At 70.2% G+C, this 15671-nt stretch carries 12 protein-coding genes and 1 pseudogene; 5 read left to right on the top strand and 8 right to left on the bottom strand.

The window, feature by feature from the left end; translation table 11 throughout:
* Window positions 1-8: 8 nt before the first annotated feature.
* Window positions 9-437 carry a hypothetical protein gene (locus tag ABZS58_RS29380; RefSeq protein WP_354786455.1) on the bottom strand — a complete coding sequence of 143 codons (429 nt, stop codon included), beginning with the start codon at window positions 435-437 and terminating at the stop codon, window positions 9-11.
* 101 nt (window positions 438-538) lie between these two features.
* On the opposite strand from ABZS58_RS29380, the gene ABZS58_RS29375 reads away from it, so the two are divergent.
* From ABZS58_RS29375 to ABZS58_RS29365, 3 genes and pseudogenes are all read left to right on the top strand, one after another.
* Window positions 539-1291, top strand: coding sequence for a metalloregulator ArsR/SmtB family transcription factor (locus ABZS58_RS29375; RefSeq protein ID WP_354786454.1), 753 nt, complete (start codon window positions 539-541; stop codon window positions 1289-1291).
* Entirely contained in the window at window positions 1288-1683 is a 396-nt protein-coding gene (locus tag ABZS58_RS29370) for a VOC family protein (RefSeq protein ID WP_354786453.1), read from the top strand. The genes ABZS58_RS29375 and ABZS58_RS29370 overlap by 4 nt, the downstream gene beginning before the upstream one ends.
* A pseudogene (locus ABZS58_RS29365) lies at window positions 1577-2212 on the top strand (chromate transporter). Before ABZS58_RS29370 ends, ABZS58_RS29365 begins: the two are co-directional and overlap by 107 nt.
* Window positions 2213-2487: 275 nt before the next feature.
* On the opposite strand, the gene ABZS58_RS29360 reads toward ABZS58_RS29365, so the two are convergent.
* The 7 genes from ABZS58_RS29360 to ABZS58_RS29330 all read right to left on the bottom strand — a co-directional run bounded on the left by ABZS58_RS29360 (window position 2488) and on the right by ABZS58_RS29330 (window position 10835).
* Complete coding sequence (locus tag ABZS58_RS29360; protein ID WP_354786452.1) at window positions 2488-3378, bottom strand: ROK family protein; 891 nt, start codon at window positions 3376-3378, stop codon at window positions 2488-2490.
* Window positions 3375-4838 (bottom strand): lyase family protein, encoded by a 1464-nt coding sequence (locus tag ABZS58_RS29355; RefSeq protein ID WP_354786451.1) that lies wholly within the window; start codon window positions 4836-4838, stop codon window positions 3375-3377. Before ABZS58_RS29355 ends, ABZS58_RS29360 begins: the two co-directional genes overlap by 4 nt.
* Window positions 4835-5662: a creatininase family protein gene (locus ABZS58_RS29350; protein WP_354786450.1), complete on the bottom strand. Its 828-nt coding sequence runs from the start codon at window positions 5660-5662 to the stop codon at window positions 4835-4837. The genes ABZS58_RS29355 and ABZS58_RS29350 overlap by 4 nt, the downstream gene beginning before the upstream one ends.
* On the bottom strand, window positions 5650-7401 hold the full coding sequence (locus ABZS58_RS29345) for an iron ABC transporter permease (RefSeq protein WP_354786449.1): 1752 nt from the start codon (window positions 7399-7401) through the stop codon (window positions 5650-5652). The genes ABZS58_RS29350 and ABZS58_RS29345 overlap by 13 nt, the downstream gene beginning before the upstream one ends.
* On the bottom strand, window positions 7398-8480 hold the full coding sequence (locus ABZS58_RS29340; protein ID WP_354786448.1) for an ABC transporter ATP-binding protein: 1083 nt from the start codon (window positions 8478-8480) through the stop codon (window positions 7398-7400). The genes ABZS58_RS29345 and ABZS58_RS29340 overlap by 4 nt, the downstream gene beginning before the upstream one ends.
* Window positions 8481-8581: 101 nt before the next feature.
* Complete coding sequence (locus ABZS58_RS29335) at window positions 8582-9643, bottom strand: extracellular solute-binding protein (protein ID WP_354786447.1); 1062 nt, start codon at window positions 9641-9643, stop codon at window positions 8582-8584.
* Window positions 9644-9671: 28 nt separating this feature from the next.
* Complete coding sequence (locus ABZS58_RS29330; RefSeq protein WP_354786446.1) at window positions 9672-10835, bottom strand: ROK family protein; 1164 nt, start codon at window positions 10833-10835, stop codon at window positions 9672-9674.
* Window positions 10836-11308: 473 nt separating this feature from the next.
* On the opposite strand from ABZS58_RS29330, the gene ABZS58_RS29325 reads away from it, so the two are divergent.
* Together ABZS58_RS29325 and ABZS58_RS29320 are read left to right on the top strand one after the other, a co-directional pair.
* Entirely contained in the window at window positions 11309-13999 is a 2691-nt protein-coding gene (locus tag ABZS58_RS29325; protein ID WP_354786445.1) for a sugar-binding protein, read from the top strand.
* A 314-nt stretch (window positions 14000-14313) separates the two neighbouring features.
* On the top strand, window positions 14314-15612 hold the full coding sequence (locus tag ABZS58_RS29320; RefSeq protein WP_354786444.1) for a hypothetical protein: 1299 nt from the start codon (window positions 14314-14316) through the stop codon (window positions 15610-15612).
* The last annotated feature ends 59 nt before the right edge of the window (window positions 15613-15671 follow it).

Raw genomic sequence — 15671 nt, 5'->3', positions numbered from 1 at the left:
TGTTCTGATCACGTAGAGCCTGCGCCCAGCCACCGACATCTCGCAGCTGGCCTTACCGGCGGATCACGATCAACGGCCACACCCGCCGGCTCGACGATCTGACCGCCACCCTGATCGTTCAGCACCTGATCGATCGGTACCAGCGCTGGCCGCACACCCTCAACCAGCACCTGCTCCTCAGCGAACAGACCGGCCACGATCAGCGGCCCGTCAGCGAATACTGGCTGACGAAATGGCTGCGAGGATCGGGCGTCACCCTCAAACAGATCAGCATGGACCGGCAACTCGAAGAAGCCCTCAACCACGGCCCGGACGCCCTGCACCTGGCCGTCGTGTTCGGCATCGGTGAACGCACCGCGATGCGCTACGCCGACGCCCGGTAACTCCTCGATACCGGCGAACTCCGGGACACCGGCGCACCTCCAGCCGCCCGTCATCGCTCACCGTGACCCGTTCCGGCCCCGCGTCGCCCCGCCTCCATCTGCGGGAACCACCCGCCACCCTATTACATCAAATTATTTTGATGTAATCTGCGGAGGTGACGTCAGCGACGCCCAGCACCTTCGCACCGCTCGGGTTCGTGACCGCGGCCGGGCATCCGGTGCGATGGCGGCTACTCAGTGAGCTGGCCCGCGGTGATCTTGCCGTGCACGAATTGACCGCGCTGCTCGGCCAGCCACAGAACCTCGTCTCCTATCACCTCGGCAAGCTCCGCAAGGCCGAACTGGTGACCACGCGGCGCAGCAGCGCCGACGGTCGCGACACCTACTACTCACTCGACCTGGCGCGCTGCGGGAACCTGCTGTCCGGCGCCGGCGCCGCCCTGCATCCCGGACTGCGACTCACCACGCCCGCACCTGCCCCGGTGACCGGGCGGGTGTTGTTCCTGTGCACGGGCAACAGCTCACGGTCACAGATCGCCGAAGCGCTGCTGCGGGACCGCACCGCAGGGACCGTGCAGGCGTTCAGCGCCGGGAGCAATCCGAAGCCGATCCATCCGCACGCGGTGAACGTCATGGCGGCGCGTGGCATCGATCTGTCCGCCGCCAGACCCAAACACCTCAACGAGTTCACCGGTCAGCTGTTCGACACAGTGATCACCCTGTGCGACCGGGTCAAGGAAATCTGCCCCGAGTTCCTGGGCCATCCACGACCGACGCACTGGAGCATCCCGGACCCGGCAGCCGGCTCCGCCGAGCCTTCCGTATTCGAGCGGGTCGCCGACGAACTCGCCCAGCGCATCGGGTTCCTGTTGCACACCCTCACCCACCGTCCGGAGAAGGCATCATGACCAACCCTGCCGATGACGGCACTGTCAGCGTGCGCTACCTCGTCGACGACGTCGCCGCCGCTCTCGACTTCTACACCACCCACCTCGGGTTCACCCTGATCACCACGTTCCTGCCCGCGTTCGCCGACGTCCGCCGCGGCAACCTGCGGCTGCTGCTGTCCGGCCCGGACAGTTCCGCCGGCCGCGCCATGCCCGACGGCAGTCGTCCGCACCCCGGCGGCTGGAACCGCATCCACCTGATCGTCCGTGACATCGACACCGAGGCGGCCCAGCTCCGGGCAGCCGGTGTCGTGTTCCGCAGCGACGTCATCACCGGTCCCGGCGGCAAACAGATCGTTATGGACGACCCAGCCGGCAACCCTGTCGAACTCTTCCAGCCCGCCCGTGCCTGACCCGCGCACCACCCAGCACCGCGCCGACCTCGCGACCGTCCTGAAACAGTGGGGTCGCATCGGCTGCATCGGCTTCGGCGGCCCACCCGCGCACATCGCCCTGCTCCGCAAACTCTGCGTCGAAGACCGCAAATGGCTCGACGCGCAGGAATTCGAAGACGCCATCGCCGCCTGCAACCTGCTACCCGGCCCCGCCTCCACCCAGCTGGCGATCTTCTGCGCATGACGGGTCCGCGGCCGGGCCGGCGCGATGGTCGGCGGAGCAGCGTTCATCCTGCCCGGCCTGATCGCGATCCTCGCCCTCGCCGCACTGTTCCTCGGCAACCCGCCCACCTGGGTCAAAGCCGCCGGAGCCGGCGCCGGCGCGGCGGTCGCCGCGATCGCCCTGCAAGCCGGCACCAGCCTGGTCCCCGCCGGATGGAAACGGGCACCCCAGCAGAGCAGCCGGATCCGATGGGCGATCTACCTACTGCTCGGCACGGCCGCCGCCGCAACCATCGGGCCATGGCTCGTGCTGCTGCTCATCTGACCGCGGCGCCGCCACTCGACGGTGACCGGCATCCACCGAGCGAGTGAACCGCCGACGGCCCGCGCCCCGGGCGGGCGGTGGCGGGCTCCCCGGCACCCGGATGCACCGTCCGACGGCGCTGTGACCGGTCCACACATCCCCGGCGGGTGCGTGCGACCTGCCGGGCCGGCCGCCCGTAAACCCACCAACAGGTCAACAGCAGGCAGCATGGACGCCGAGCTGGACCGCCCCGGGGTGTCGCGGACGGTCCGGGGCGGTCCAGCGGGCGGGAGCGGTCAGGCCTGCGCGGCGAGCGTGATCGAGCCGAGCAGCGCGGCGTCCTGCGCGAAGTCGGAAAGGACCACTTCGGGCGGGTACGGCAGCGCGTGGGAGAGCCGGTCGATCAGCAGCTCGCGCACCAGGTCGTCGCGGGCGACACCACCGACGAGCACGAGACGCTGAGGGTCGAGCAGCAGGCAGCACGTGACGACGTGGCGGGCCAGTTCGTCGACCCGGGCGACCAGCGCGTCGCGTACCGGTCCGGGCGACGCCGCGGCCGCGCAGAGCCCAGCCGCGCCGTCGGGCAGAGCGAGCCGATCCGCCAGTTCGTCGAGGGCCCGCCCGGAGAAGTCGGTCTCGAGCAGCGGCTCCGGCGACGCCGGCCAGTTCGGGCCGGTGACGGCGTACGCGATCTCACCGGCCGCGCCGCGGTACCCGGGCACGACGGCGCCGTTGACCGTGACGGCCGTGGCGACTCCCGTACCCAGCCCGATCACGAGGCCCGGGTCGGCGTCCCGCAGTGCTCCGCGGTGCAGTTCGGCGAGGGCCGCGGCGTTGAGGTCGTTGGCGACCCGCACGCGGGAGACGCCCAGGTGGTCGCGGACGGCCTCGGCCAGGCGCAGGTGCTCCCAGCCCGGCACGTTCGGCGCGAGGTCGATGCCGTCCTCGCGGATCACGCCGGGCGAGGCGATCCCGACCGCGTACAGGGTGCCGCCGGTGTCGGTGACGAGCTTCTGTGCCAGGTCGAGGGCGCGGTCGAGGGCCTGCCGCGCGCCGCGGGCGGCCAGGGTCGGCAGACGCTCCGAGACGAGCAGGCGTCCGTCGGCGTCGCCGATCCCGATCGCCATCTTCGTGCCACCGAAGTCGATGCCCAACAACCGCCGGTCGGCGGGGGCTTCGAGGTTCACTGTGTGACCCTTTCCGCGACCGCGGTCGCGAGCTTCGTGTCGGCCTCGCGCAGCCGCTGCCGCAGCGCTGCGGCCCCGGCGATCGTCGCGTCCAAGGTGGATCGGAGCCGGGCGACCTGTGCCCGGACGGCTGCCTCGCCCGGGCCGTCCGACTGGGCGCGGCGCAGCACCAGCTCCGGACGCAGGGCCGCGGCGAGAAGGTCCTGCACGGCGGCGTCATCGAGCGAGTCGATCCCGGCGACGGCGTGCGCCGCCTCCCGAATGCCGTCGCCGGTCCAGGTCGCGGGCGGCCCGGAACGGACCAGGCGGCCGATGACCGAGTGGGCGGCGCGGAACGGCAGGCCGTGCCGGGTCAGCGCGTCGGCCGCGGCGGTCGTGGTCGCGCCGGTTGCGACGATCGCCTCACCGGTCGGCGGACGCAGCGGCTCCAGCCGATCGAACAGGCCGCCGAGCAGGGCGAAGAACCGGTACGCGCGGTCGTTGCTCTCCCACAGCCGTACCTGCACGTCGGTGGTGGCGTTGTTGGAGTCCTCCCACCACGCCGCCCCGACGTTGTTGTACACGGACGCGGCGTCGGCGGCCGTCGCGCCGGCCATCGAGACCAGGTGCTCCAGCACGACCGGGTTGCGCTTCTGCGGCATGATGCTGCTGCCCTGCGTGAACTCCTCGGGGGTGCGCACCCATTCCCAGGTCAGCCAGTCCATGAGCGTGCGGGCCACGCGCGCCCCGGTGGCGAGCGCCTGCGCGTTGAGCGCGGCCGTCCGCATGAGGTGGTCGGCGCCGGCGACCGCCTCGTAGGAATTGACCACCACCTCGTCGAATCCGAGCAGCTCGGCCACGCGGTGGGGGTCGATCGCCAGGTCCGTGCCCGCGAAGGCGCAGGAGCCGAGCGGCGACCGGTTCATCTCGGCGAGCAGGCTCGCGTAGGCGGCGGCCTGGCCCGCGAGGGCCTCGGCGTATCCGGCGAGCACGTGCCCGATGCTGGTCGGCTGGGCGGGGCGGCGGTGGGTGTACCCGACCACGACCACGTCGGCGTACCGGTCGGCGCGGTCCAGCAGCACGGTGCCCGCGTCACCGAGCGCGGTGAGCACACCGAGCAGCTGCTCGCGCAGGACCATCCGGAACACGCCCGAATCCAGGTCGTTGCGGCTACGGGCGAGCTGAACGCTGAGCTGCCCGGTCGGGATGCCGCATGCCTCGGCGAGCCGTTTCTCGAGCGTGAAGTACACGTCCTCGACCGAGCCGTCGTAGTCGAACGTCCCGGGCCGGTCGTCTCGGAGCGTGACCAGCCCGCGCAGCATCTGCGCCGCCGCGTCGGCGGGCACGAGGCCCTGCTCGGCGAGCATCACCACGTGCGCCTCGCTGGCCTTCACCATCGGCCCGTAGAGGTGGGTGGCGTGGTGGTCGAAGACCACGCGGAGGTGGTGATGCTGGTAGGTGGTCAACGGCTGATGCGTCATGCGTTCCCCTCGTGTTGTGGTGCCGGGTCGGCGCCCGGCGGGCCGGGCAGCGGCGCCGCGACCCATGCCCGCGCGACGTCACCGAGCCGGGCGGCGGCCATCTCGCGCACCCGCCGGCCAGCCGCCTCGGTGGCCAGCGAGACGTGGCCGGACCAACCCTGCCACGGCTCGGGTCGCGACTCGACCAGGACATACGGATGGGCTGTGGGCAGCTTCGGCCGGGGCGGCAGGTCGGGCGCGACGCCCAGGTGCACCGACTCCGCGTCGAAACCGAGCACGGCCGAAGTCTCGTAGGCGCCGCCGTGGCCGCGGGAGGGCAGCTCGCCGAACAGCTCGGTCGTCTCGCGGGCGTCGATGAGCTGGAACCAGTTGACCAGGAGCAGGCTCGCCAGTTGCCGACCGGACACCCACTCCATCGCCGCCCGAACGGTGGACATGTTGGCGTCGTGCCCGTTGATCACGAGCACCCGCGGGAAGCCCGCGGCGATGATGCCCTCGATCACGTCACACAGGTATGCCACGGCGATCTCGGGCCGCACGGCGATGGTTCCGGGCCACGGTCGCGTCTGTCCCGGGCACGCCGTGTACGGGACGGCCGGGAACGACACGGCCCGCAGCCCGGCGCCGTCCACTTCGCCGGCGAACCCGTCGGCCAGGATCAGGTCGGTGCCGAGCGGCAGGTGCGGTCCGTGCCACTCGACCGCGCCGACGGGCAGGACGGCGAAGTCGGCCGCCGCGGCGACGCGCGCCAACTCGTGCCCCGGCAGCCGGCTCACCGGGAGGAGCCCGCCGTCCGCCTGCCAGGCCTCGATCAGTTCGTCCATTGCTCCGCCTGTCGTGACGCGGCCCGGCCGCCGTTCTCCATCCGTCCCGAGAACCACATCACCACGAAGATCAGCAGGACCTGCAGCATGCCGTATGCGGCTGCCGTGCCGATCTCGAAGGAGTACATCCGGTTGTTGATGGCCACCGAGATCGGGACGGTCGAGGAGGTGTAGATGAGCACCGACGCGACGAACTCGCCCACGCCGTGCACGAACGCCAGCAGCGCGCCGACGATGACGCCCGGCAGCATGAGCCGGACGGTGATGTTGAGGAATGCCCGCAACCACGACGCGCCGAGGCTGCGCGCGGCCTCCTCGAGCGACGGGTCGATCAGCGCCAGCGACGCGGAACTGGCCCGGAACACCAGCGGCAGGAACCGCACGAAGTACGCCAGCGGCAGGATCCAGAACGTGCCGATCAGTGCCTGCCCGAAGCTGAACGAGTTGCCGGTGCTGAAGGCCGTGATCAGGTTGATCGCCACGACGGTGCCGGGCAGCGCCCATGCGATCATGACGCCGATGTCGAGCAGGCTCCTGCCGACGAACCGCAGCCGCCGCACCGCGTAGGCGATCAGCACGCCGATCACGACGCACCCGGCGGTGGCGAGCAGGCTCATCTGCAGCGAGTTCAGGATCGGCTGGAACGCCTTCGGCTCGGACACGATCGTGACGAAGTTGTCGACGGAGTATGCGGACGGGATGATCTCCGTCGTCCACGACCCGTCCTCGGAGAACGCCACCAGCGCGATCGTCGCGACCGGGGCCAGCAGCACGACCGTCGCCAGCACGGAGGCCACCGGCGCGAGCCAGCGTCCGACCGGGTTGGAGATCTCCCGGCGGCGCGCCGAGATGCCCTTGGACTGCGACAGGTAGCTGCGCCGCCCCTCGTACCAGCGCATCAGCAGCAGGAAGGCGATCGACACCAGGCCGAGTGCCGAGGCGTACGTCGAGGCCATCGGTAGGTCGCCGTTGGTGCGGTTGACGTAGATCTGCATCGTCATGGTCTGGTCGACCCCGAACAGCAGCGGCGCCGTGTAGGACGCCAGCGACGTCATGAAGACCAGCAGCGACGCGGACACCATCGCCGGGGTCAGCATCGGCAGCAGCACCGTGCGCCACACCCGGACGCGTCCGGCGCCCAGGTTGTACGCGGCCTCCTCGACCGACGGGTCCAGTCCCGCCAGCGCGGCGGACGCGGCCAGGTAGAAGAACGGGTACATGGTGAAGGTGTGCACGACGAGCACCCCGGCGATGCCGTCGAACGCGAGCACCGGCTCGTCGGTCCCGAACAGCTGCTGCAGGCCGCGCGGCAGGATGCCGATCTCGCTGTACAGGAGCTGGAACGAGATCGCACCGATCAGCGGCGGCAGCGCGGCGGGCACCAGGATGAACGCCTCGATGAGGCGGCGACCGGGGAAGGAGAACCGCTTGAGCAGGAACGCCATCGCGACGCCGACGACGGCGCACAGCAACACGCTGGCCGCCGAGATGACCAGCGACGTGATCAGGGAGGTACGCGCGACACCGGACGAGGTGAAGAACTGCGTGTAGTTGCTGACGCCTTCCTCGCTGACGCTCTCCACGAACGTGGCCAGCATCGGCTGCACCACGTAGCCCCAGAGGATCAGGACGAGCGGGGCCACCATCAGATACGGGAACCAGGCCGCGTTCGCGCCACCGGCCAGACGCCGGACCAGCCCGGCCCGGCGGGACGAAACGGTGGACGACGCCGCGGTCACGGCCGGACCACCCACAGCCGGTCGGCGGAGAGCCGCAGGCCGATCCGGTCGCCGACATCGACGCGGTCGGGCACGTCGACCGCCGCGACGGTCACCTCGCCGCCCTCAGCCGCGCCCAGGTCGACCGTCAGGTGCGTGGCCATGCCGGTGAACTCGAGGGCGGTCACGCGTCCGCGGATCACGCCGGGGTCGTCGGGGCCGGCCAGCGCGATGTGCTCGGGCCGGGCGGAGACCAGTGCGGTGTCGCCGACGCGCAGCCCGTGCCCGTCCGGCGCGCCGGACGCGATGTGACCGCCGCCGGGCAGCGCGACCTCGACCCGGTTGGGGTCAGCGGCGGTGACCGGCAGCGACAGCACGTTGCTGCGGCCGATGAAGCGCGCGACGAACGCGTTGGCCGGCTGGTGGTACACCTCGCGCGGCGTGCCGATCTGCTGCACGCGGCCGGCCTGCATCACGGCGATGCGGTCCGACATGGCCATCGCCTCGGCCTGGTCGTGGGTCACGTAGATGGACGTGGTGCCGGCGTCGCGCTGGATGCGCCGGATCTCCGTGCGGGTCTCCTCGCGCAGCTTCGCGTCCAGGTTGGACAGCGGCTCGTCGAGCAGGAGGATGCGCGGGCGGATCACCAGCGCGCGCGCCAGGGCGACGCGCTGCTGCTGGCCGCCGGAGAGCTGCTCGATCCGCCGCGACCCGTAGCCGTCGAGGTCCACCTGGGCCAGCGCCTCGGCCACCCTTCGGCCCCTGTCGGCCCCGGAAACCTTGCGTACCTTGAGTCCGTAGGCGACGTTCTGCGCCACCGTCATGTGCGGGAAGAGCGCGTAGTTCTGGAACACCATGCCGGTGTCGCGCTTGTTGGGCGCGAGCCGGGTGACGTCCTGACCGCCGAAGCGGATGTGCCCCAGGGTGGGGAAATAGAACCCTGCCACCATGCGCAGCGTGGTCGTCTTGCCGCACCCGCTCGGCCCGAGGAGTGTGAAGAACTCCCCCGCGCCGATGGTGAGGTTCACGTCGTCGACTGCGGCGGCCTCGTCCGACTTGGCGAAGCGTTTGCTCACCGACTCCAACTCGACGTCGATCATCTTTCCCTCTCTGCACTACCTTCGATGCCTGGGCGGTCAGCCGGCGCGGAGCGTCCGGTGGGCCGGGCCGTCGCGGTGCGACGGCCCGGCCCGGTAGGCGGTCAGCCCTTGTTCTTGATCTCGGCGTTCCAGTGGTTGATCCACTGGGTCTCGTTCTTGGCGATGACGTCCCAGTCGACGTCCATCGGCTTGAGGTTGAGGTTGGCCAGCCACTGCGGCTGCTCGGCGATCGGCACAGCGGGGATCTGGAAGAAGTCCTTCGCCAGGTTGGCCCGCAGCCCGCTGTCGAACAGGAACTCGATGAACGTCTTGGCGCCCTCGGTGTTGCCACCCTTGATCGCGGCCACGCCGTCGACGAGCACCGGCGCGCCGGACGCCGGCATCACGTAACCGAACGGCATCTTCGACTGCTCGGACTGCAGCAGGATGTCCTGCAGGTTCCAGGCGCTCACCACGCCCTGCTCGCGGGACATCTTGACGTACAGGTCCGTCGGGTTGGCGGCGTAGTCGCGGGTGTTGGCGTCGAGCTTGCGCAGCCAGTCGTAGCCGGGCTGCGGGTTGCTGCCGTCCTTCGACAGGCGCTGGATCATCGAGGCGTAGATGGACCGCATGGTGCCCGACGCGGCCACGTCCCGGATGATGACCTTGTCTTTCCACCGCGGGTCGATCAGGTCGTCCCAGTCCTTCGGCGCCTGGTCGGCCGGGATCGCCTTGTTGTTGTACATGATGACCTCGGGCAGCAGGATCTCGCCGAACCAGCGGCCCTGCGAGTCCTTGTACCGCGCGTCCATCTGCGCCGCGAAGGACGGCTGCCACGCCTCGAGGAGGCCGTCGCCGGCACCGGCCGACAGGCCCTGCTGCGTGCCGCCCCACCAGACCGAGCCCTGCGGGTTGGCCTTCTCGGCGCGGGTCCGCTCGAGCACCTCCTGGGCGCCCATGTTGAGCACCTCGACCTTGCCCTTGTACTCCGGGTACTTGGCGACGAACTGCTCGACGACGAAGTCGGTGACCTTCTTGTCGCGGGCGCTGTAGACGACGATCTTCTCCGCCTTCTTCGCCGGGGTGCTCGACGCGGCAGGCGAATCGTCGTTTCCGCTACCGCAGCCGGTCAGGCCGGCTACTAAGGTGCCGACCGCGAGGGTGAGGGCGATGCGACGTCTCATGACTTCCTCCACATGCAGAAAGGGGGTGCTATCGGTGACTTGCGGTCAGGGAAGGGCCGGGTAGCCGTACCGCGGCCGATAGGGCGTAACTGATCGCGCCGTGCAGCGCCGCCTGGTCTCCGAGCACGGCGCGGCGCACCTCGGTGGGGGCGGGGACCCTGGCGGAGACCAGGTCCTGGATGTATTGCAGTGCCGCGTCGTCGAGCTGCGCCGCCGCACCGCTGAGCAGCACCCGGCCCGGATCGACGACGCAGGCGCAGGAGATGATGAGCCGGGCCCAGGCTTGCAGCACCTCGTCGAGGTACGCGCGGGCCGCGGCGGAGGTGGACGCGAGCTCGATCAGCTCGCCGACCGGCGCCTCCGGACGCCGGCCGGGATGCAGTGCGACGACCCGCTCCGCGATCGCGTTGGCCGACCAGCGCGCCTCGAAGGGGCCGACACCGCTGTATGGGCGGTCCACTTCCGGATCCAGCGGGAGGAAACCCACTTCCCCCGCCGCGCCGCTCGCACCGCGCCGCACCCTGCCGTCGAGGATGAGACCGGCGCCGATGCCGTCCGCGACGTGCAGCAGCAGCAGGTCGTCGACGTCCTTCCCGGCACCGGCCATCCGCTCCCCCGCCGCCATCAGGTTGACGTCGTTGTCGACGACCACCGGCACGCCGAGCTCCTGCTGCACCGACTGGCCGATGGGCCGCGCCTCGACGAGGCCGACCGAAGGCGCCAGCCGGACCGCGCCGTCGGACGACACCCCCGGCACGGCGATCGCGACCCCGCACAGCGACGGCCGGTTCTCGGCGACCAGCTCCGCCACGAACTGGCAGACCGTCTCGACGACATCGCGGCCGAGCCGGGCCGTGCGGTGGGCGATCACCGTGCCGTTGCTGTCGGCGATCTCGCAGGTGATGCGGGGTGGCTCGAGAGAAACCGCGGCCACCAGCTCGGCGCGCGGGTTGAACTCGAGCATCGCGCGGGGCCGCCCGGTCGTGTTGCCGCCCGGGCCACGCTCGATCAGGTATCCCTCGGCGATCAGGTCGCGCACGAGGGCCGTGAGCGTCGCCGCAGGCAGCCCGGTGAGCTCGGCCAGATCGACCCGGGACAGCACGCGCGCCTCCCGGGCAGCCGAGATCACCGACTGGCGTTTGATCTCACGCGACCGCTCCCGGCTGACCGGGCTGATCGGTGCTCTCCCCACGGTGATCACCCTTTCTTACTAGTGCGAAGAAAATCGACGGTCAAGTCACAGAACGATCTCGAAGGGCCACCTCGGTCCCGTGGGCAGCGGCGGGCTGACCACGGCACAACGACCGTCCATTCGTATAAACGGACAGTAATGTGGACAGATCACGAAGGCAAATATGGACATATGCATTCGCATTGCCATCCCGTCGGGCATCGCCGACGAGTGATTCTTTCTATAGTGAAGAAAATGCCTTCGTGGGGTGTTGACAGCTCTTTCGGAAGATCCCTAGCGTTACGCCCAACACCCTCCCAGGGCTGGCGGGCTTTCCGGGCACTGCGACACCCAACTTACCGTCCATTGTGGACGGTCACCGCGCAGTGGCGTCTTTGCGTTCGCGCCCTAATTTTCCAATCCGAATTAACCCCGGCAACCCGCCAGCGGACCAGGAGTACCCCCGTATCCACCACACGAAGAGGTATGCCCCTATGAGATGGCGCCCCACAACCGTGATCGCCGCGTGCGGTCTGCTACTGATGGGCCTGGCAAGCCCTGCGCAGGCCAAACCGGACGCACCGATCGACCTGGACATCATGTTCATCGGTGCCCACCCGGACGACGAGGCCGGACAGCTCGGCATGTTCGGCTACTGGAACGAGTTCCACAACATGAAGGCCGGGGTCATCACGATGACCCGGGGCGAGGGCGGCGGCAACGCGGTCGGCCTCGAGGAAGGACCCGCGCTCGGCATCCTGCGCGAGGACGAGGAGCGCAAGGCCGTGGGCTGGGCCGGCGTCAAGAACGTCTACAACCTCGACGCGCTCGACTTCTACTACACCGCGAGCGCGCCGCTGTCCGAGCAGATCTGGGGCTACCAGCGCGCGTTGTCGCGTATCGTGCGGACGATCCGGACCACCAAGCCGGAGATCATCGTCACGATGAACCCGTCGGCGACGCAGGGCAACCACGGCAACCACCAGGAAGCGGCGATGCTCGCCGTTGAGGCCTTCTACGCCGCGGCGGACCCCAACGTCTTCCCCGACCAGATCAAGAAGGAAAAGCTCGAGCCCTTCCGTCCCGCCCGGCTCTTCCAGGCCGGTGGCAGCGGCACCAGCTCGAACGGCCAGGCCTGCGAGACCACGTTCACGCCGTCCCAGTCGACGAACACCATCTTCGGCACCTGGCAGGGCTACGAGTCGGCCCGGCACGGCGGCACCCGGTGGAACCAGGTCGGCGTGTGGGCGCGGCGCGAGTACGCGTCCCAGGGCTGGGGCGACACCGCGAACGCGCAGAGCAACCCGGCGAGCATCGGCTGCAACCGGATCACGATGATCGACAGCCGCACGCCGTACCCGGACCCGAACGTCGGCGGCACCGCCGCGCTGCAGGGCACCAGCATCCGCGCCCAGGGTGGGCTGCCGCTCGGCACCGAGCTGCACGTCCGCGCCCAGGCGTGGCAGGTGCTGGCCGGCCAGCCGTTCGAGGTCAAGACCAACGTGCGGGGCACCCAGGCGATCCCGGGCGCGAAGGTGGCCCTGACGGCCCCGGCCGGCTGGACCGTCACGGGCAAGGGCGACATCGGCACCATCACGCCCAACAACAAGGAGTCCGTCGCCACGTTCACCGTCACCCCGCCGGCCACCCTGGTCGCCGGCGAGCGGTTCCAGCTCAAGGCGACCATGACCACCAAGAAGGACGGCACCGGCAGCAACACCACGCTGGTGCAGGCCACCGCCCCGGTTCGCGGCACGCTCGAGCCGCTGGCGGAGGTCGGTGACTTCCGTGACTGGACGGAGACCAACCGCGTCCAGTCCCTCGACGCGCTGATCGAGTCTCTGCGGAGCATCCCCAGCGGCGGCACCCAGCCGATCCGGGTCGACCTCACCAACCACAGCAAGAACGTGCAGTCCGGCACGGTGAAGCTCAACGTGCCCGCCGGTTTCGCAGTGGCCGAGGCGCAGCAGAGCTACAGCGGCCTGCAGCCCGGCACGCGCGGCTCGGTCACGTTCACCGTGACCAACACCGACGCGTCACTGCCGACCGCCAACCGGGCGCCCAACGACGGACGCTACCCGGTGCAGATCGAGACCAGCTACGTCGGCGGCAGCGCGGTCGAGCCCGGTGTCCTCAACATCGTGCCGGTCACGTCCATCCCCAAGGCCTCGACGGCTCCGGTCATCGACGGCACGGCGAGCCCGGGCGAATACGGCGGCGAGGTCATCGACATCTCCACCCGCTGGGAGGGCACCGCGACCACGGCCGCGGACATCTCCGGCACGGCCCGGCTGACCTACACCGACGACGCGATCTACGCGCTGTTCGAGATCACCGACGACGTGCTCGGCTCGGTGCTGCCGGCGGAGGACTGCAAGCGCCCCCGGCGCAACGACAACGTCGAGTTCGGCATCGACCCGCGCGGCGGCTCGGCGAACACCTCCACGGTGTTCAACGTGGCGCTGTTCCCGATCACGAAGGACCCGGCCAACGGCAACCCGCCGTGCTTCGCCCGGGAGCGGGACAACCACCAGGGTGGCCCGGAGACCGCGCCCGGCCTGCAGGTCGCGTCGGTCGTCACCAGCAGCCCCTACACCGGGTACCGGATCGAGGTGAAGGTGCCCTTCAACGTCCTTCCCGACAACGTGGACGCGTCGAAGATGGGCATGAACATCCTCGTGAACGACTCCGACACGCAGGACCTGGCGGGGCAGACCCGCGTCGGCTGGTCGACCTGGAGCGGCGTGCGGGCCGACCCGTGGCGCTGGGGCGTCGCCAAGCTCGAGGGCTACCAGACCCGTCCTTCGTCGCCCAAGACGCCGATCATGCCGGACACGGCGGCGATGAGCGTGAACTCGCCGCAGACGATTCTGCAGTCGAGCGAGGACAAGGTCGCCCCCGGCGGCTGGGCTGCACTGGGTGACGACGCGATCAAGGTCAAGAACATCACCAAGAAGAACCAGAACGGCGTCGAGGTCGAGCTCAAGACCCGCCAGGCAGGCACCGCCCGGGTGTTCGTCTGGGACGGCAACTCGATCCTGGCGCAAACGACGGTCGAGTTCGACCGCGGCGGCTCGCGCGATGTGTGGCTGCCGACGACCGGCGCACTGCCGGCCGGCACCACGCTGCTGGTCTCGTACCAGTCCGGTGACGCCACCACCGGCACCGCCCAGCGGCTGAGCTGAGAACACCACGGAGGGAGGGGTCGGCACCCGCCGCCCCTCCCTTCGTGGTCATCGCCGCCTGATTTCGCGGAGTACGGATCGTCTATCCGGCGTATCGGCTCACGGTTCCGCATCTCGGTCAGGACATCACTGCCGGACTGACCCGGCGCTGACCAGACGCCCGGTCGGGGCACATGCACATGCATCTGAACCTGTACGGTGCTCGCGTGACGACGCCGCCCTCTCCCGCCGGCCCGAACCCGGACTTCCCTGCGTGGGGCACATCTGACGCCCCTGCACCGGGCATGCCGACCCCCGGCGTACCAGTGTCCGGCATGCCTACGTACGGGCCACCCACCTCCGGCATGCCCGCGTACGGAGCACCCACCTCCGGCATGCCCGCGTACGGGACGCCCGACGCGTACGGCATGCCCACGCCCGGGACACCCACCTCCGGCATGCCCGCGTACGGACCACCCACCTCCGGCATGCCCGCGTATGGACCACCCACCTCCGGCATGCCCGCGTACGGAGCACCCACCTCCGGCATGCCCGCGTACGGGATGCCGCCCGCCGGTGCTCCCAACTGGGGCGCGCCGGCCACCGGTGCTGTCACCGGCGGCCCGGGCGCAGGGTGGCCGAGCGGTGACCGGGTCGCGCCCGGGAGGTCGAGGAACAAGCTGATCGTCGGCGTCGTCGCCGCCGTGCTCCTGCTGGTGTGCGGTGTCGGCGGGGTCGCGGCCTTCGTCGCCGGCGACCCCGACCAGAAACGGACCTCCTCGGGTGCGGCCGGCGGCTCCTCGGCGAGCCCGACGCCGAGCAAGGCACCGGAGCCGGTGACCGCCACCGCCTACCAGACGCTCCTGACCGAGGCCGACGCGCTGATGGGGCCGGCGTGGCAGAAGGTCGTCGCGGCGAAGAACCAGACGGCGACGGTCGAGGCCGTGCAGGCGCTGGCCGAGGCGGTCAAGGCCAGCGGACCCCGGTTCGCCAACCTCACCCCGCCGAAGGAGGCGGCCGCCGGCCACGAGCAGATCAAGCGGGCGTTCGAGTCGTTGAGCAGCGACTTCAGCACGCTGGCCGGATCAGCGAAGTCGGGCGAGGTCTGCGCCGGTTCCTCGGCGGTCGCCCAGGTGACCGGCTCGCAGGCCGCGACCTACCTCCGGGAGGCGGTCAAGGCCTTCGGGTCCGCCTTCACGTTCGGCGCGTGGCTGCCGGCGCCGGTCGCCCAGCAGACCCGCACGCTGGCGAACGGCACCATGGTGAAGAAGGGGACCCTCAACGGGCTGGGCGAGTTCACGATCAACAACAGCGGCAGCCAGAGCGACGTCGTCGTGAGCCTCGTCCCGAACGGCGGCAAGGTCGCGGCCTTCACGGTCTACGTCTCGGCCGGCAAGACGTTCAAGGTCAAGAAGGTCAAGGACGGCAGCTACCAGGTGTACATGGCCACCGGCGTCGACTGGGACGCGGGCGTCGCCGGCTTCACCCGCTCCTGCGAGTTCGAGAAGTTCGCGGACATCTTCGAGTTCAAGACCACGAGCAAGCAGTACACCACCTGGGAGATCACCCTCAAGGCCAGCGTCGGCGGCAACGCCGACACCGACTCGGTCGACCCCGGCGACTACCCGCAGTGATCAGGGTCCGCGGCGTTCGCTCACTGCCGAGCTGAGCGGCCGCCGCCGGTGACGGCGCC

The organism is Dactylosporangium sp. NPDC005555, from assembly GCF_040605635.1.
Lineage (GTDB): Bacteria > Actinomycetota > Actinomycetes > Mycobacteriales > Micromonosporaceae > Dactylosporangium.
The sequence above is the reverse complement of the archived record's forward strand: the minus strand, read 5'-3'. Positions and strand labels throughout refer to the sequence as shown.